This is a genomic window from Pandoraea anapnoica, assembly GCF_902459765.1.
GTDB classification, from domain to species: Bacteria; Pseudomonadota; Gammaproteobacteria; order Burkholderiales; family Burkholderiaceae; genus Pandoraea; species Pandoraea anapnoica.
In genome coordinates this window covers 1-17349 of sequence record NZ_CABPSP010000019.1, presented here as the reverse complement: position 1 = coordinate 17349, position 17349 = coordinate 1, and the positions used below count along the sequence as shown (strand labels likewise).

The 17349-nt window shown below is 63.6% G+C and carries 13 protein-coding genes; 4 read left to right on the top strand and 9 right to left on the bottom strand.

The features are described from left to right. Window positions 1-148: 148 nt before the first annotated feature. Window positions 149-814: a response regulator gene (locus PAN31117_RS24585; protein ID WP_150740498.1), complete on the top strand. Its 666-nt coding sequence runs from the start codon at window positions 149-151 to the stop codon at window positions 812-814. Next, window positions 811-2292, top strand: a complete 1482-nt coding sequence (locus tag PAN31117_RS24580) for an ATP-binding protein (RefSeq protein WP_150740497.1) — start codon at window positions 811-813, stop codon at window positions 2290-2292. The genes PAN31117_RS24585 and PAN31117_RS24580 overlap by 4 nt, the downstream gene beginning before the upstream one ends. Here the strand turns inward: PAN31117_RS24580 and PAN31117_RS24575 are convergent. The 8 genes from PAN31117_RS24575 to rpe form a co-directional block, all read right to left on the bottom strand. After that, the gene (locus PAN31117_RS24575; RefSeq protein WP_442417697.1) at window positions 2258-4711 is read right to left on the bottom strand and encodes a DUF3141 domain-containing protein; all 2454 of its coding nucleotides are present in this window, start codon (window positions 4709-4711) and stop codon (window positions 2258-2260) included. The two genes, PAN31117_RS24580 and PAN31117_RS24575, sit on opposite strands and share 35 nt — an antisense overlap. A gap of 102 nt (window positions 4712-4813) precedes the next feature. Then, complete coding sequence (locus tag PAN31117_RS24570) at window positions 4814-5938, bottom strand: ABC transporter permease (RefSeq protein ID WP_150661976.1); 1125 nt, start codon at window positions 5936-5938, stop codon at window positions 4814-4816. Window positions 5939-6021: 83 nt separating this feature from the next. Then, window positions 6022-8805: a ribosome-associated ATPase/putative transporter RbbA gene (gene rbbA, locus PAN31117_RS24565; protein WP_150740496.1), complete on the bottom strand. Its 2784-nt coding sequence runs from the start codon at window positions 8803-8805 to the stop codon at window positions 6022-6024. Between the two features lie 10 nt (window positions 8806-8815). Next, the gene (locus tag PAN31117_RS24560) at window positions 8816-9901 is read right to left on the bottom strand and encodes an HlyD family secretion protein (RefSeq protein WP_150740495.1); all 1086 of its coding nucleotides are present in this window, start codon (window positions 9899-9901) and stop codon (window positions 8816-8818) included. 19 nt (window positions 9902-9920) lie between these two features. Then, a complete protein-coding gene (locus PAN31117_RS24555; protein ID WP_246189245.1) occupies window positions 9921-11372 on the bottom strand; it encodes an efflux transporter outer membrane subunit in 1452 nt (483 codons plus the stop codon). A gap of 404 nt (window positions 11373-11776) precedes the next feature. After that, a complete protein-coding gene (gene trpE, locus PAN31117_RS24550; protein ID WP_150740493.1) occupies window positions 11777-13282 on the bottom strand; it encodes an anthranilate synthase component I in 1506 nt (501 codons plus the stop codon). Between the two features lie 420 nt (window positions 13283-13702). Then, on the bottom strand, window positions 13703-14419 hold the full coding sequence (locus tag PAN31117_RS24545) for a phosphoglycolate phosphatase (protein WP_150740492.1): 717 nt from the start codon (window positions 14417-14419) through the stop codon (window positions 13703-13705). Further along, the gene (gene rpe / locus PAN31117_RS24540) at window positions 14416-15096 is read right to left on the bottom strand and encodes a ribulose-phosphate 3-epimerase (RefSeq protein ID WP_150740491.1); all 681 of its coding nucleotides are present in this window, start codon (window positions 15094-15096) and stop codon (window positions 14416-14418) included. The genes PAN31117_RS24545 and rpe overlap by 4 nt, the downstream gene beginning before the upstream one ends. 344 nt (window positions 15097-15440) lie before the next feature. On the opposite strand from rpe, the gene apaG reads away from it, so the two are divergent. Next, window positions 15441-15815 (top strand): Co2+/Mg2+ efflux facilitator ApaG/CorD, encoded by a 375-nt coding sequence (apaG, locus tag PAN31117_RS24535; protein ID WP_039393382.1) that lies wholly within the window; start codon window positions 15441-15443, stop codon window positions 15813-15815. A gap of 45 nt (window positions 15816-15860) precedes the next feature. On the opposite strand, the gene PAN31117_RS24530 is transcribed toward apaG, so the two are convergent. After that, complete coding sequence (locus PAN31117_RS24530; protein ID WP_150740490.1) at window positions 15861-16103, bottom strand: hypothetical protein; 243 nt, start codon at window positions 16101-16103, stop codon at window positions 15861-15863. Here PAN31117_RS24530 and mltA point away from each other — a divergent pair. Next, a complete protein-coding gene (mltA, locus tag PAN31117_RS24525) occupies window positions 16102-17244 on the top strand; it encodes a murein transglycosylase A (RefSeq protein ID WP_150740489.1) in 1143 nt (380 codons plus the stop codon). The genes PAN31117_RS24530 and mltA overlap by 2 nt on opposite strands. Window positions 17245-17349 lie beyond the last annotated feature (105 nt).

Below are 17349 nucleotides of genomic sequence, written 5' to 3'. Positions count from 1 at the left end.
AAGCAAGACAGAGCGTGGCGGAGGACGATTAACTGAGAGTTAACACTTCACCTCACCATCGACCTTGCATCAACGCAATGCGCGATATACGTAACATGTCACGAGGCGCAAAAGCGGCGTCGGAGACGCTTAGGAGAGGCGTGAGTCAATGCGAGTACTGCTGGTAGAGGACGATCCGCTGATTACGAGCGGCATCGTTGCGGGGCTTTCGACTTTGGGAATACACGTCGAGGCGACCGCGTGCGGCGAGGCGGCCATGGCGGCGCATGCCGAGAACAGCTTCGACGCGCTGGTGCTCGATCTCGGGCTGCCCGATGGCGACGGTCTGAACCTGATTGCCAGCGTTCGCACCGTCGAGCCGGACGTTCCCGTGTTGATTCTCACCGCGCGCGACGGCGTCGAGCACCGGATCTCGGGGTTGAACGCCGGGGCCGACGACTATATGAGCAAACCCTTCGACCTGCGCGAACTGGCGGCGCGTTTGCATGCGCTGGTGCGACGCACGCATGGACGCGCCGCCCAGATCATCGAGGCCGGTCCTTTGCGGCTCGATCCCGCGAGTGGGCTGGCCTGGCTCGACGGCACGCCGGTCGAACTGTCGCGTCGCGAGGTGGATTTGCTCGCATACCTCGCGAGCAGCCGGGGGCGCTGGTTGTCGCCCGAGATGCTGCACGTGCGGCTTTACGGTATGACGGAGCGCGTCAACAGCAATGTGCTGAACGTTCACATACATAACGTGCGTCGCAAGTTGGGTTGCGACGTCATCCAGACTGCGCGCGGCCTGGGATATCGGTTGGGATGGACCTTGTCATGAGCCTTCGACTTAGGGCGGTGCTGATCGCTGGCGTGGCGCTGATCGTTTTGTGGACGGCGGCGGCGGGATGGATGATGCGCGGTGTACGCGCGAGTCTTGACGAAGCACTCGACGAGCGTCTGGCGATGTCGGCCAATATGGTGGCGGGTCTGATGGCGCGCGCGGCATTTTCGCCGCATCCCGAGCCGAGAGATTGGGGCGAGGTCATTCGTGCGGGCGGTAATGACGGGATCGCCTGCGAAATCCGTTCGTTGCAGGGGGCGGTGCTGGCGCAGACCGACGGCAGTCCCAAGACGTCGGCGATGACGTTGCCGACGGGCTTCAGCACAAAGGAGATCGACGGTCGCAACTGGCGCATCTACGTTTTGCAGGACGCGGGCGGATATCAGGTGATGACGGCGGATCTCGTCAAGCGACGGGCCGTGTTGACGAATGGCATGTTGCGTGCAGCGGGCATTCCGTTTCTGATCGCGGTCATTGGCGGTCTGATGGCGTTGTGGATCGGTATCGGAAGGGGGCTGATGCCACTGGAGACGTTACACGCAACGTTGCGTGGGAAGCGCACCGACGACACCACGCCGGTGGATATTGGCAAAGCACCGAGGGAATTGAAACCGGTGGTGACCGCGTTGAATGGATGGCTGGACAGGTTGGCGCAGACGTTGGCGGGTCAGAGGGCGTTCACGGATGGCGCGGCGCACGAGTTGCGTACGCCGTTGACGGCTATCGACACGCATTTGCAGGTGGCGGCGTTGACGCAGGGGAGTGCATCGAAGCAGGCGTTGCTGCAGGCGAGCGATGGTGTGAAGCGACTGGGCCATACGTTGGATCAGTTGATGACGTTGGCGAGGACGGAAGCGCCGATATACGAACACGACATTTGCGAGTCGGTGACGGAGGTCATCGAGGAGGTCTTGACTGAAATGGGAGAGACGGATCGGGGCCCCTTTTCAATGCGAGTTGGGTTTATGTCCGAGCAGGGGAAAGGGGCTCCGGTCCGTCGTCGAAGTGGCAGGATCCTGATTAGCATTTCAGCGACAGACACAGGATCGGTGTTGCCGCGTTCGATGCTGGCGACGGCGCTAAGAAACTTGCTGGACAATGCGATGCAGTACTCCCCGGAAGGCAGCGAGATCACGTTGTCGGTGATGGCGAACGAGCCGAACCGAGGATACTGCATTGAAGTCAGCGATCGAGGCCCCGGCCTTGCTGCTGCGCATACGGCGCAACTGGGCCAGCGATTCTGGCGGGGAGATCAGGGGCGGCAGCGGGGTGAGGGTGCCGGGTTGGGCATCTCCATCGTGCAGGCGATTGCGCGGCGTTTCGACGCAACGCTTGAGTTCGCGCCCCGCGAGGGTGGGGGATTGGTGGCGCGGCTGTTCGTGCCCGCGGGCGACGGTGTTCATGGCGGCGATGCGTCGCGCGTCGCCGCCATGTCGACGGCTAGACCGTCTTCTTCGCTCGCGACACCCGCGTAGTTTTGGCGACTGCCGTTGTGGCGGTCTTCGTGGTGGCCTTCTTTGCGGCAGTCGTCCGCTTGCGGGGTGTGGTGGCTGGCGAGGTCGCCTTGCGACTTGCGGTGGCGCGAGGCTTGGCCGCTACGCTGGACCTGCCTGCCCCTTCCCCCTCGGCCTCGCGCTTTTGTGCGGCCCGTTCGAAGACGGCGAGCACGCGTTCCAGATCGTTTTGTTCGCCATCTTCCAGCGGCACCGCGAAACTCAGCTCCTTCACGGCCTTCGCCACCAGTCGAATCGATGTTGGCGACGCATGCGCCAACATGCCCGGAATGGCCTCCATCGCGGCATTCGGCGCCATGCGCAGCAAACCTGCCTGACGTCGAATGATCTCGCGGAAGCGCTCAATCGAAATCTCGGCATTGCCGCGTGGCAACGAACGTGCGAGATTGAACTGCCGCTCGTCCGCTTCGCCGTGCAAACGGTGCACCCAGAGCAACGCCCGAATGCCCGCTTCCAGCACACCGCCCTGACGCACCTCGTGACGGCGCAGTTCCAGCGCTTCCTTCACGAACGCCACATGCTCGGGCGATGTGCCCGGATGCACCCGTACCGGCGTGTCATCGCTGCCACGCAAACCGGCGAGCGCCTGCACCCACGGCTGACCGTAGATCGTCTCGAACGCCTTTTCGTAACCGTCGTCGCGCATGTCGCGGTAGAAGTTCAGCGACTCCTCGATCGCCGTCGACACGGCCGTCTCCAAAGCGAGGAACGGATTGTCGGAAGACACGGCATGACGCGTCTCCCGCACGCGTTCAGCTTTCTCGGCGAACGGTGCCGCAAACGGATTGCGATCCGACCACAGCTCGTAGCTCACACGCAGGGGATGCAGTAACCGCATCCAGTACGCCGATGTCGGCGTCACCATCGCGCGCACCCACGGCTGCACGAGACTGCGATACAACCCCAGGTGAATGTCGGACAGATGCGCCACCGCCGCGAAACGCCGGTCGCTTTGCGGATCCGGTTGCACGATGGCGCGCACGTCCTCCACACTGCGGCGCTGAATCGACATCACGTAATCGCCTTCGGCCAGTTCGCCGTGCAGCGTGTCGTCCGTCTTGTCGGCGATCTGCGCCTGATAGATGCCCGCGGGCAACACGTCGATCAGATCGATGTTGTTGACGAACTTGCGGTGCTCCTTACGCCCGGTGCTGCCCGACACGAAGATGCCGAGATGGCCAATGCTGTCATGCGTCGCGTAGACGATGGTCTGATCATGACTGAGCACTTCCGCGTCGTCGCGATACATGTCAGTCACGAAGCCGAGTGCTTGCGGTGGCGGCGTGATGTTATCGCCGTACGAACAGAACACCACGATGGGCGAACGGATGTTGCGCAGATCGAGCCGGATGCCGTCGCTCGTGATCAGCTCCGCGCTCGTGAGCCGGTTGCCCACGAACAGGTTGTCGACGATGTATTGCATCTCCTGCGCGTTCAGGAACACGTGCCCGCCCCAATACTTCTCGAAGCCGAGATAGCGCTGTGCCTCCGTATCGACGTTCGCATACAGGTGATACTTCTTGCGCCAGAGCGTATTCGCCGGATCGAGACTCTCGAAGTTCTGCACCAGCCACGCGCCGTCGAACCGGCCGTCGCCGAGATCGCTCGTGAGCGCCGTCAGCCAGCTGCCGCCGAGCAGACCACCGGAGTAGCGCATCGGATTGCGTCCGCGCCAGCCCGCCCAATAGGACACCGGCGCGCCCGCCACGATGATCGGGCCGAACAGCTCGGGTCGCATCGCGGCGGTCATCAGGATCTGCCATCCGGCCTGACAGTTGCCGATGACTGCGGGCTTGCCCGCGCTTTCCGGATGCATCGAAATGACTTTCTCGAGAAACGCCGCTTCGGCGCGCATCACGTCCTCGACCGTTTGTCCGGGGACGGGGTCGGGCAGGAAGCCGACGAAATAGCACGGATGGCCCGCGCGCAACGCCGCACCGATCTCGCTGTCCGGCTTGAAGCCGCCGATGCCGGGGCCGTGCCCCGCACGCGGATCGACCACGACGAACGGACGCGCGTTGGGCAGTGTGGGCGTGTCCTTCGGCGGCACGATGCGCATCAGGCAATAGTTGCAGGGACGCGGCAGCTCGTGAGCGTCGAGAATCACCTCGGCGTCGAAGTCGAGCACGTTGGGGGCCGATTCGGCCAGATGTTCCTGATACTGATTGCCGCGCTGACGCATGACGTCGGCAAACAACACGCTGCGCTGCCACGCGTCGACGGCATACTCGGCGGCGGCCGACATCCACGGCAAATTGGCGAGCCACGGATTGGCCGCCAGCCACGGCGCGTCGCCGGTGGCGGCGGACGATGTGGCACGAGCACTTCGGGGGGACTGAGACGAACGGCGTTCCAGTGCTGCAGACGACTTGGCGGGCATGGCAATGACCTCACAAATCCGGCATGACAGGGGGCCGAACGCCGCGTCGGAGACTGACCAGCGCATGGCTGACCAGAGGGGGAGACCGGCGTCGGGCCCTCGTTATGCCATCGAACTGAGCGTGCGACGAAAACGCCGCAGCGAGAAGGCGAAGAACACCGCGCCGATGACCGCAAGCGCTGCGAACTGCACCCACACGACGCCGATCCCGGCGCCACGGAACAGAATGGCCTGACCCAGTTCGACGAAGTGCGTCGTGGGCGCGGCGAGCATCACGTCCTGCACCAGCTTCGGCATGCTTTCGCGCGGTGTGTTCCCGCCCGAGAGCATTTGCAGCGGCAGCAGCACCAGAATCAGCAACATGCCGAACTGGGGCATCGAGCGCGCAAGCGTCGCGAGAAAGATGCCCATCGACGTAGTGGCGAACAGGTGCAGTGTCGCCCCGAGCAGGAACAACGCCACCGACCCGCCGATCGGCACGTGCAGCGCGCCACTCACGATCAGCCATAGCGACATGGCCGCCGCCATCAGCACGACGAGTCCCATCGACCACACTTTCGCCAGCATGATCTCGGTCGGTGTCACCGGCATGACGAGCAAATGTTCGATGGTGCCGTGCTCGCGCTCCCGGATCAGTGCCGCGCCCGTCAGAATGATCGACAGCATCGTGATGTTGTTGATGATTTGCATCAGTGCGCCGAACCACGCCCGCTCCAGCGTCGGATTGAAGCGCACGCGCAACGCCAGGTCGACGGGCAACTCCGGCGTAGATCGGTATCGCTGAAGGAATTCGCGCACTTCCGCCGACACGATCTGCTGTACGTAGCCGCTACCCGAGAACGCCTGACTCATGCGCGTGGCGTCGACGTTGAGCTGTACTTCGGCCGCGCGTCCCGCCAGCACGTCGCGCTGGAAGTTCGGCGGGATGTTCAGCGCAAACGTGTACGCGCCTTCGTCCATGCCCCGGTCGACGGCGTCTGCCGTAATCATCTGCGGCGTGGTGAACTGCGGAGGGTAGAACGCCGAGACGATGCGCTGCGAGAGCGGGGAGGCGTCTTCGTCCACGATGGCGATGGGCGCCATGTGCAACGTCTCGGGTTGCGCCGTGGCCGACGAATAGACCGACGCCGTGAACGTGTAGATGATGAGCACCAGCATCATCGGGTCACGCACGAGACTCCATAGCTCCTTTACGCCGAGCCGGTAGATGTTCGCGACGTGCCGCAACCACGGATGCTTGCGACGCGGCGGCGTGGCGCTGGTGTCATGCGCGGTGGAGGGAGAGGCTTGCGGTGCGTTCGGGCTGGCCATCACTTGTCCTGTTTCTTGAGCAGCAGGACCGTCGCGCCCAGAATCACGGGCACGGCAATGAGCATCGGCCAGAAGGCGTTACCGAGATCGCCGAAGCCGAGCGCCTTGTTGAAGACGCCGCGACTGATGATCAGCATGTAAGTCGCCGGATAGATTTCGCCGATGAACCGGCCCGAGCCTTCCATCGACGGCACCGGCGTGAGCATGCCGGAGAACTGAATCGCCGGAATCATCGTGCCGATCATCGTGAAGAACAGGGCCGCGATCTGACTGCGGGTAAAGGTGGACGCAAGCAGGCCGATACCCGTGGCCACCACGTTGAAAATGAAGACCGCCGTAATCAGCGTCAGGAAGCTGCCTTTGATGGGCACGCCGAAGAGCGTCACGGCGATGAGCGCCATGAGCAGGAAGTTCAGCATGGCGAGCGCCACATACGGAATCTGCTTGCCGATGAGGAATTCCGTGCGCGTGACAGGCGTCACGTACAGATTCAGGATCGAGCCGAGTTCCTTCTCGCGCACGACGGAGAGCGCCGTGAGCATCGCGGGCAGCATGAGCAACAGCAGCGGAATCACGGCCGGGACCATCGCAGGAAGGCTCTTGACGTCAGGGTTGTAGCGAAAGCGCGTCTCGATGTCGAGCGACGCCGTCGGTTTGACGCCGAGCCGTCGCAAGGACTGATCGGCCAGCCAGTTCTGATGCATGCCCTGCACGTAGCCCTGCACGGTTTCGGCACGCATCGGCATCGCGCCATCGATCCAGGCGCCGATCTGCACGGCTTTGCCGCGCGACACGTCGCGCGCGAAACCCGGCGGAATCTCGATGGCCAGCGCGAGTTCGCCGTCGCGCAGGCGGCGGTCCATGTCGTCGTAATCGGTGATGGGGGGCTGTTCGATGAAGTACCGCGACCCCGCGATGTTGAGCGCGTAGTTCTGACTCATCGTGGTCTGGTCGCGGTCGAGCACCGCGTAGCGCAGATCCTCGACGTCCATGCTGATGCCGTACCCCATCACCAGCATGAGCACGAGCGAGCCGACCAGCGCAAGCGTGGCGCGCACCGGGTCGCGCTGCAGCTCCAGCGTCTCGCGCCAGAGGTAGCTGATCATCCGGCCGAGTGAGAAACCCTTGAGCTTCGCGTGTGGGGGTGTCGCATCGGTGTCGGCCACTTCCGTCGTCGGCGTCGCAGGAGCTTCCGGGGTGCCGCCACCGGCCTCCACCAGATATTCGATGAACGCCTGTTCGAGCGTGTCCGCGCCCTTGTCCTTCGTGATCTTCGCGGGCGGATCGGAGACGAGCACCTTGCCCGCATGCATCAGCGAGATGCGGTCGCAGCGGTCGGCCTCGTTCATGAAGTGCGTGGAGATGAAGATCGTCACGCGGTCACGCCGGGACAACGCCACGAGCAGACGCCAGAAGTTGTCGCGCGCAATCGGATCGACGCCAGACGTCGGCTCGTCGAGGATCAGCAGTTCGGGCTTGTGCACCATCGCCACGGCCAGCGACAGACGCTGACGCATGCCGAGCGGAATGCTGTCGGGCAGCGCGTCGAGCACGTCGGCCAGTCCGAAGCGCTGCACCATCTCTTCGACACGTGCGTCAACTTCCGCCTCGGGTACGTGGAAAAGTCGCGCATGCAGTACGAGGTTCTGATGCACCGTCAGTTCGGTGTAGAGCGAGAACGCCTGCGACATGTAGCCCACGCGCCGGCGTGTGTCGATGTCCCTCGGGTCGACTTCATGACCGAACAGCCACGCCTGTCCTTCGCTCGCTTGCAGCAGGCCCGTGAGCATCTTCATCGTGGTCGACTTGCCGCAGCCATTCGAGCCGAGGAATCCGAAGATCTCCCCGCGACGAATCCGGAAGTCCACATGATCGACGGCGACGAAATCGCCGAAGCGCATCGTCAGCCCTTTGGCCTCGATGGCGATTTCGGTGTGTTCGTCGATATGCAACGGCGGGATCACGACCGGCTCGTAGCCGCGTTTCTTTTCTTCCGGCAGCAGGTCGATGAAGGCGGCTTCGAGGTTTTCGCGCTGCGTGCGGGCGAGCAGCTCAGTCGGTGTGCCGGTCGCGAGGACATTGCCCGCGTCCATGGCGACGAGCCAGTCGAAACGCTGCGCTTCGTCCATGTAGGCGGTTGCGACGATCACACTCATCGCCGGACGTTCGCGTCGGATGCGCGCAATCAGATCCCAGAACTGCGCGCGTGCGAGCGGGTCCACGCCGGTGGTCGGCTCGTCGAGAATCAGAAGATCGGGGTCGTGGATCAGTGCGCAGCACAGACCGAGCTTCTGCTTCATGCCGCCGGAGAGCTTGCCCGCCGGACGATCCAGGAACGGATGCAGACCGGTGCTTCGCGTGAGGTCGTCGATGCGGCGGCGTCGTTCTGCGGCGTCGTGACCGAACAGGCGCGCGAAGAATTGCAGGTTCTCCTCGACGGAGAGCGTCGGATACAGATTCTTGCCTAGCCCCTGCGGCATGTAGGCAATGCGGGGGCACACGAGGTCACGATGCGCTTTGCTTGCCATGTCGCCGCCGAGCGCTTCGACGGTGCCCGTCTGCACGGCGCGTGCGCCTGCGATGAGCGAGAGCAGCGTCGATTTGCCGACGCCGTCCGGCCCGATCAGCCCGACCATGCAGTTCGCCGGGATGTCGATGGAGACGCTATCGAGCGCGACCGTTTTGCGGCCGTACTTCAGCGTAACGTCAACGACATGGACGACCGGCGGTGCGCCGCGCCCGGGCGTGTGTTTGCCGTTCTCAGGTGAGGATGAGTCCGTCATGATGCGCGGCTCACTGCGGCAGCTTGGTCTGCAACTGGGCTGGCCACTCTGCCTTGCTGTCGGTCTTCACCCATGCCACGCCGGGCAGACCGGTCTTCACGAGCTTCAGATGTTGTTGCAGCAGTTCGGGCGCGATCTGCGCGCGCACGCGGAACATCAGCTTCTGGCGCTCGCTCTCGGTCTCGACAGTCTTCGGCGTGAACTGCGCCGTGCTGGAGACGAACGAGATGCTGGCGGGAATGACGAACTGCGGCGCGGCGTCGAGCACGATGCGGGCTTCGGCGCCCATCGCGAGGCGTCCCGCGACGGCTTCGGGCAGGAAGAACGTCATGTACACATCCGACAGGTCGACGAGGTTGAGGACCTTACCGCCCGCCGCGAGCACTTCCCCCGGCTGCGCGACGCGATACTGCACGCGTCCGTCGCGCGGTGCCTTGAGTTCGCTGTCGGTGATGTCGGCTTCGATCCTGCTGATGGTGGCCTGCGCGGCTTCGACCGTCGATTTCGACCCGGTGACTTGCGCGTTAGCCGCTTCCACGGCCGATTGCGCGGCGGCGACCTGCGCCTTGGCTGCGGTGACGGCGGCGCGGGTGCTGCGTACACGTGCGCGGTCGTCGTCGAGCTCCTGCACCGACGATGCCCCTTCCTTCGACAGCGTTTCCGAGCGCGAGAGGCGGCGTTGTGCGGCGTCGAGTTCGGCCTCGCGTGCAGCCACGTTGGCTTCGGCAGTCGCCTTGTCCGACAGGCGTGCGGCGGCTTGCGCCTGAATCGCGGCGACGTTGGTCACGGCCTGTTGATACTGTGCGCGGGCTTCGTCGCGCTGAGCGTTGAGCGTGTCGATCTGCATCTTGGCGAGGACTTGCCCCGCCTTCACGAAGTCGCCTTCGCGCACGTAAATGGCTTCGACGCGCCCGGCCATCTTCGTCGCGATATCGACTTCAGTGGCTTCGATGCGTCCGTTGCCGCTGGCGAAACCATCGCCCGGGCCGGTGTGGCTGTAGGTCTTCCATCCGTACCATCCCAGCCCGATCGCGACGAGCACGATCAGGGCCGGAACGAGTTTTTTGGCCAGATTTTTCGTATTAAGAAGTGTCATCTTCTATGACCTCTTTAATTTATTGGACGGTCGGCGCGGTGTTCGCCGTGCCCGGCGATGGCTCGATGACGCGGGGCGTTTGTCCGAACAGTCCCGAGGGGGTGTCGGCCGCGGGCATGAGTCGGCTGCCGCCGCCGAGCGCCGTGTAGAGCGATACGCGTGCGGAAAGCAGCGCGCGTCGCGTCTGCACCGTGGTTTGTTCGATGGCGAGGAGGTCGCGTTGAGCGTCGAGCACTTCGAGGAACGCGGCGGCCCCGTGGTCGTAACGCAGCTTGGCGAGACGTGCGCGTTCCGCCTGCGCGTCCTGCGTCGCTTGCAGGATCGTCACCTGCTCGGCGAGCCAGCGGCGTGCACTCAGCGCATCGGCGACGTCGCGAAATGCGCCCTGAATGGTCTTCTCGTAATTCGCCACCGACTCCACGCGGCGCGCTTCGGCCAGATCGAGATTGTTGACGAGACGTCCGCCCTGGAAAATCGGAATGTTGATGCTGGGTGTGAAGGTCCACGCCGCGCTGCCCGCTTTGAACAGACCGTCGAGCGCGCTGCTTGCCGTGCCGACGGAGCCCGTCAGCGTGATCTGCGGGAAGAATGCCGCGCGAGCTGCGCCAATGTTGGCGTGCGCTGCGCGCAGTTGATACTCGGCCGCGATGATGTCCGGACGATCCTCCAGCAACGACGACGGCAAGCCGGGGTCGAGATCGCGCATCAGGCGGGCATCGTCGACTGTGCGATCAAGCGCCTGCGGTGAGGTATCGATGGGCACGCCGACAAGCACTTGCAACGCGTGCGCTTGCGCTGCGCGTTGCTGTTCGAGTTGCGTGACGAGCGCCCGTGCCTGTTGCCAGAGCGTGGTGACTTCAGTGAGATCGAGCTTCGACGTCGAACCGACTTGCTCGCGTCGCGTGAAGATGCGCAGCGACTCGGCGCGGCTGTCGACCGTTTGCTGGGCGAGCGCGATGCGTTCGTCGAATTCGCGCAGACTCAGCCACGTCTGCGCAACTTGCGAGATCAGGCTGAGTTCCAGCGCGCGGCGCGAGGCGTCGGATGCGAGAAAGTCGTCGAGTGCGGCGTCTTTCAGATTGCGGATGCGACCCCAGAAGTCCAGCTCCCATGTCGACAGGCCGAGACCGACCTGATACTGGCTGCTGATGTAGGGATTGCCGGTGAGACTCAGGTCACCGGGCAGACGTTGCCGTGTGCCGCTCGCGCCGATGCCAGCAGAAGGAAATAGATCGGCGCGTTGAATGCCGTACACCGCGCGCGCCTGCTCCACACGCGCCAACGCGACGCGCAAATCGCGATTGTTCGCGAGGGCGGTGTCGATGAGGCTGCGCAACTGCGGATCGGCGAAGTACTCACGCCAGTCGAGCGCGGACGCAGGTTGTGCCGTAGCCGTGGCGGGTGAGGCGCTAGCGTCCGGCGTCCACACATTGGAGACAGGGGCGGCGGGGCGCTCGTAAGTGGGCGCCATCGAGATACAGCCGCTGAGCACGGCAGCGGCAAGCGCGGCGGTGATCGATATGAGGGGCCTGTGCCCAATGCGGCTATTGGGCCGATCGGATCTGACGGACGTTGGGGACATCGCTGGGGTATTCGCGATGCCAGAACGCATACGTGGATTGCATGGTTTCGCCATAGAAGCTTCGACCTCCCGACGGACACCTAACTATATCGTGGGTGACGTCAATCGGCGTATACCAAAGCGGTCGAAAAAAGCGAACGGTTGTGCTAAATCAAGAAAGGCCTCGAATCGACTAGAGCGTCGATTCGAGGCCTTTCCGGGTGAAGCGTCACCGATATGCAATGTAGGGAAGCGTGTTGCGTTTTAAACGGCAATGCGCTTCACATTGGTGCAGCGGTGTGAGGGTGCAGGGATCAGTACTCTGCGTCGAGTCCGTCCTGCACCTGTTCGGCCGCGCGCAGCACGGCGCGCGCCTTGTTCTCCGTCTCTTGCCATTCCGACTCGGGCACCGAGTCGGCCACGATGCCAGCGGCGGCCTGCACGTACAGATTGCCGTCCTTCACCACACCGGTGCGAATGGCGATGGCGACGTCCATTTCACCGCCGAACGACAGATAGCCCACCGCGCCGCCGTAGAGGCCGCGCTTGACCGGTTCGAGTTCGTCGATCAGCTCCATCGCACGCACTTTCGGTGCGCCGGTGAGCGTGCCAGCCGGGAAGGTGGCGCGCAATACGTCGATGTTCGACAGGCCCGGTTGCAGGCGGCCTTCCACAGAACTCACGATGTGCTGCACGTGCGAGTACTTCTCGATTACCATCTTGTCGGTGACTTCGACGGTGCCGGTTTGCGCGATGCGGCCCACGTCGTTGCGAGCCAGATCGATCAGCATCACGTGTTCGGCGATTTCCTTCGGATCGCCAAGCAATTCCTTCGCCAGTTCGGCGTCGCGCTCGGGCGTTGAACCGCGCGGACGCGTGCCTGCGAGCGGACGGATCGTCACGATCTCGTGTTCGCCGTCCGGCATCTGACGACGTTCCTGACGCACCAGAATCTCCGGCGATGCGCCCACGACCTGGAAGTCACCGAAGTTGTAGAAGTACATGTACGGCGACGGGTTGAGCGAGCGCAGCGCACGATAAAGCGAGAGCGGGGCGTCGCGGTACGGCTTGATGAGGCGCTGGCCGACCTGCACCTGCATCAGTTCACCGGCGGCAATGGCTTCCTTCGCCTTGGCGACGGCGGCCAGATAGTCAGGCTTGGCGAATTCGCGGAAGGTCTCGGTGCGCACGCTGCCGGACGTGACGGGGGCGTCGACCGGCGCTTTCAGGCGCGCGCGCAGCTCGCGCAGGCGCAGACGCGCCTTCGAATAGGCTTCTGGCTGTGTGGGGTCGGCGTAGATGATGAGGTACAGCTTGCCGGTCAGGTTGTCGATCACAGCGAGTTCTTCGGTGAGCAGCAACTGGATGTCCGGCAGATTCAGGTCGTCGTGCGGCGCGGTGTGCGCGAGCTTCTTCTCGATGTAGCGCACGGCGTCGTAGCCGAAGTAGCCGGCAAGGCCACCGCAGAAACGCGGCATGCCCGGGCGCAGCGCCACTTTGAAGCGCGCCTGAAACTGGGTGATGAATTCGAGCGGGTCGCCCTCATGCGTCTCGACGACGGCGCCGTCGCGCACGACTTCGGTCTTCGGGCCGAAGCTGCGCAACAGCGTATGGGCGGACAGGCCGATGAAGGAGTAACGGCCGAAGCGCTCGCCCCCGACGACGGACTCCAGCAGGAAGGTGTTCGCACCGCGACGGTCCCCCAACGCGAGCTTGAGATAAAGCGATAGCGGGGTGTCGAGATCGGCAAAGGCTTCTGCGATCAGCGGAATGCGGTTGAAGCCCTGATTGGCCAGCGATTTGAATTCGAGTTCGGTCATGTTGCACTCTGCCTGCAAGTTTGCCGGCGGGCGGTCCCGCAGAATCGGCGTGGATTGGCGTTGAGAATACCTGAGTCGTGTCGGGGTGGGATGTGCTGACCCACGTCGCGGCGCACCGGTTCGCAGCGAACCCGTGCGCATCGGGGATGCGACCGCGAGGGTTCGACGAAAGCCGAAGAAACGATGCGTCTCGACGAATCCGCACGCCGTACGGGACGGCGCGCCGATTGATGACTTCTTGGGAACAACAACGATGCAAGAAACGGGTTGCCGAAGACGAGCTTCGGCGGTCCCGGCCACCCCTTTGGGAAGGGTTCAGCAGGACCAGCGTCGCCAGGGCCAGGCCCCCCGGTCGATCACGCTAAGACTCCGTTTCTTGTTCAGGAACATTGCTTGAATGCAGTGTGGAAGATGACGAATTCAGTTCGCCAGTGCGGACGTCGCTTTGGGCAGAATCGCCCGGGCAGCGCCCAGAATTGAGGCGACTATACCATCCGTGTCGATCGTTTGTATAGATTCGCCATGGTTGTAGCCATACGGCACCGTAAGTGAGCGGCAGCCTGCGGCGCGGGCGGCCTGCGCGTCGTTGCCCGAGTCGCCGACGAGCACCGTTTGTGCGGGCGTCACACCGAACACTTCACACGCTTTGACGAGCGGCATCGGGTCCGGCTTGCGCTTGGGCCACGAGTCGCCACCGTACACGAGGTCGAACTGATCGCTCAGGCCATAGTGTGCGAGCAGGTCGACCGCGAAGCGATGCTGCTTGTTCGTGATGCAGGCCACCGGCAGACCGGCTTCGCGCAACGCGGCGAGCCCTTCGCGCACCTCCGGATAGAGCACCGTGTTCTCGCCGTTGATCGACGTGTAGACGGCTTCGTACTTGTCTTGCGCACGGTCGAACAGCCCGTCGATGTCCGACTCGGGGAAACGTTCGGCAAGCGTCTTGCGCACGAGGTTGGCCGTGCCCTTGCCTACGAACGTCATCAGACGCTCGACCGGCACCGGTTCGGCGCCGAGGTCGGCGAGCATGGCGTTCAATGCGACACCGAAGTCGCCTGCGGTGTCGACGAGCGTGCCGTCGAGGTCGATCAGCACGGCGCGGATGCCGTCCAGCTGAAGATGCGGATTCTGGATCATGCGACGCTCGCGAGTTGGGTGCGCATCTGATCGATTACCGCCTTGTAGTCGGGTTTGCCGAAGATGGCCGAACCTGCGACGAATGTGTCCGCGCCTGCCGCCGCGATTTCGGCGATGTTGTCGACCTTCACGCCGCCGTCGATCTCGAGACGGATCTCACGGCCGGTCTCGGCGGTGTACGCGTCGATCCGGGCACGTACCGCGCGCAGCTTATTGAGTGCTTCCGGAATGAACGACTGACCGCCGAAACCGGGGTTGACCGACATGATGAGCACCATGTCCAGGCGATCCATCACGTGATCGAGGTAATGCAGCGGGGTGCCCGGGTTGAAGACGAGACCGGCCTTGCAGCCATTGTCGCGAATCAGGCTCAGCGTGCGGTCCACGTGTTCCGAGGCTTCCGGGTGGAAAGTGATCAGATTGGCGCCGGCCTTGGCGAAGTCGGGCACGATACGGTCGACCGGGCGCACCATCAGGTGCACGTCGATCGGCACATCCACGTGCGGGCGAATGGCTTCGCAGACCATCGGGCCGATCGTCAGGTTGGGAACGTAATGGTTGTCCATTACGTCGAAGTGAATCCAGTCGGCGCCCGCCGCCACGACGTTACGGACTTCTTCGCCCAGCCGGGCAAAGTCGGCGGACAGGATGCTGGGGGCGATACAGAATTGCGTCATGGCAGGGCAAGGGGGAAGGCGTAAAAGCGCTATTTTAAAGCTTTCACATGACGCTTGCCCGTTGCGTGCCGGAGACCCCGGCCGGAAAGCCTTTCCGTGGGATACAACGAAAGATTCGGTGCTAAGTTCGACGCCGGAGCGTCTCGGGGGTGTTGGGCGAGTGTTTGGGTGACATTCGGCGGGCGTTTGCTGGTTGCGACCCGCGACGACTTGCCGCAGAATGCCTTGCAAAACGGGACAGCATTTGTGTTTTTCACCTGTCACGCTGCTGGAACCCGCCGCCGTCCCATAAGAGTCAGACCAGAACAACATCAGAGAGCACGCATGCGCTACAGGAACACCCGATGAGCCAGTACGAATTTACCGTCACCGTGCGTCCGCAGTACCTCCCGGAACAATCGGAACCGGATCGGAGGCAGTTTGCCTTCGCCTACACGATCACCATCCGCAACAGCGGCGAGGTGCCGGCACAGCTGATTTCGCGTCACTGGGTGATTACCGACGGTGACAACAAGGTGCAGGAAGTAAACGGACTGGGCGTGGTCGGACATCAGCCGTTCCTCCAGCCGGGCGAACAGTTCGAATACACGAGCTGGGCGATGGTCGCCACGCCGGTGGGCACCATGCGCGGCGAGTACTTCTGTGTGGCGGAGGACGGCACGCGCTTCGAAGCGCCCATCGCGGAATTCGCGCTGACCATGCCGCGCACGCTCCACTGAGCCGGGCATGCGTGCACTGTTTGCGCGGTTCGACAGACTGGCGCGTCAGCGACGGTCGTCGGACCAGTCTTCCTTCTTGAGAGGATCGCCGGACGCGTCGCGTGGGTTCACGGGATCCACCCCGTCCACCGTATCGCTCGGCATCGGCCGGGTGGCACGCATCTGGCGAACCCTGCGTCCGGGCGATGGCTTGCGTCGCAGGATCACGATAGCGGCGACGATCACGATCGCCAGCAACACCTCCGGCAACACCAGCAAGGCCGGATATTCATCGAACAGATTACTCATGACGCTCTTCCTGAATGTGTTCGGGCGGTGGCGCGCCGGCCGGGGCCTGGCGCTCGCCGCGTTTGCCGCATTGCTCTATGGTTGTTCGAGTGTGCCCCCGTCGACCCCGTCGCGTCCAGGCGTTCCGCCTTCGAATGTGGCGACGCCTCCGGCCGGTGCAGGACGCATGCAGGCCGTGACATGGGCCGACGTCGACGGCTGGCAGGACGATTCCCTGATCGGCGCGCGTCTCGCGCTGGCGCAAACCTGCGTGAAACTGGGCCGTCAGGCGAAGTGGCAACCGGCTTGCCGGGCCTCCGAGCAGCTTGACGATCTCGACGCGGCCTCCGTCCGTCAGTTCTTCGAGCAGTACTTTACGCCGTTTCGCATCGCGAACTCCGATGGGACGCAGACGGGCCTGATCACCGGTTACTACGAACCGCTGCTCCACGGCTCGCGCGTGCGAAGCGGGGTCTACCAGACGCCGCTATACAAATGGCCCGCCGGACGCAAGGCCGGATCGCTTCCCGCCCGTGCCGAACTGATGCGCAGCGGCATGTTGCGAGGCTACGAGCTGGTGTATGTCGACGACCCTATCGAGGCGTTCTTCCTGCAAGTTCAGGGCTCCGGTCAGGTCGTGCTCGACGACGGTTCGATCATGCGCGTGGGCTACGGCGGCAACAACGATCAGCCGTACAAGTCGATTGGCCGCTGGCTGATCGATCGCGGCGAGATCACGGCGGCGCAGGCGACGATGCAGGGCATTCGTGCCTGGGCGCGCGCGAACCCGTCGCGCGTGGATGCTCTGCTTGATGTGAATCCGCGCTTCGTTTTCTTCCGCGAGATGCCAAACCATGGCGTGGGCGGCATTGAAGGCCCGATCGGGGCACTGGGCGTGCCGTTGACGGCAGAGCGCTCGATTGCCGTCGATCCGGCGTCGATCCCGCTGGGCAGCCCCGTGTTCCTGTCGACGACGCGTCCGCCGTTCGGGCCGCAGGCCAATTCGCCGATCAACCGCTTGATGTTCGCGCAGGACACAGGCAGTGCGATCAAGGGCGGCGTTCGCGCGGACTTTTTCTGGGGATTGGGCGACGATGCGGGTGATCTGGCCGGACGTATGCGTCAGAGCGGCAAGATGTGGGTGTTCCTGCCGAACCAGTAAGCCAGAGCGCTTTCGGCAATTACCGACGTGTCAAGTCCTGAAATAGGTTGACAGTTATTTCAGGTTAAAACGCTCGATGCACCGCATCGGGCGTTTTGTATTTCA

What these genes read in the sequence shown, in the direction of transcription:
- trpE (WP_150740493.1), bottom strand. Translation starts at nt 13,282, where the DNA reads ATGACCGAACTCGAATTCAAATCGCTGGCCAATCAGGGCTTCAACCGC.
- rbbA (WP_150740496.1), bottom strand. Translation starts at nt 8,805, where the DNA reads ATGACGGACTCATCCTCACCTGAGAACGGCAAACACACGCCCGGGCGC.
- apaG (WP_039393382.1), top strand. Translation starts at nt 15,441, where the DNA reads ATGAGCCAGTACGAATTTACCGTCACCGTGCGTCCGCAGTACCTCCCG.
- PAN31117_RS24585 (WP_150740498.1), top strand. Translation starts at nt 149, where the DNA reads ATGCGAGTACTGCTGGTAGAGGACGATCCGCTGATTACGAGCGGCATC.
- PAN31117_RS24560 (WP_150740495.1), bottom strand. Translation starts at nt 9,901, where the DNA reads ATGACACTTCTTAATACGAAAAATCTGGCCAAAAAACTCGTTCCGGCC.
- PAN31117_RS24575 (WP_442417697.1), bottom strand. Translation starts at nt 4,711, where the DNA reads ATGCCCGCCAAGTCGTCTGCAGCACTGGAACGCCGTTCGTCTCAGTCC.
- PAN31117_RS24530 (WP_150740490.1), bottom strand. Translation starts at nt 16,103, where the DNA reads ATGAGTAATCTGTTCGATGAATATCCGGCCTTGCTGGTGTTGCCGGAG.
- PAN31117_RS24545 (WP_150740492.1), bottom strand. Translation starts at nt 14,419, where the DNA reads ATGATCCAGAATCCGCATCTTCAGCTGGACGGCATCCGCGCCGTGCTG.
- PAN31117_RS24555 (WP_246189245.1), bottom strand. Translation starts at nt 11,372, where the DNA reads ATGGCGCCCACTTACGAGCGCCCCGCCGCCCCTGTCTCCAATGTGTGG.
- mltA (WP_150740489.1), top strand. Translation starts at nt 16,102, where the DNA reads ATGACGCTCTTCCTGAATGTGTTCGGGCGGTGGCGCGCCGGCCGGGGC.
- PAN31117_RS24580 (WP_150740497.1), top strand. Translation starts at nt 811, where the DNA reads ATGAGCCTTCGACTTAGGGCGGTGCTGATCGCTGGCGTGGCGCTGATC.
- rpe (WP_150740491.1), bottom strand. Translation starts at nt 15,096, where the DNA reads ATGACGCAATTCTGTATCGCCCCCAGCATCCTGTCCGCCGACTTTGCC.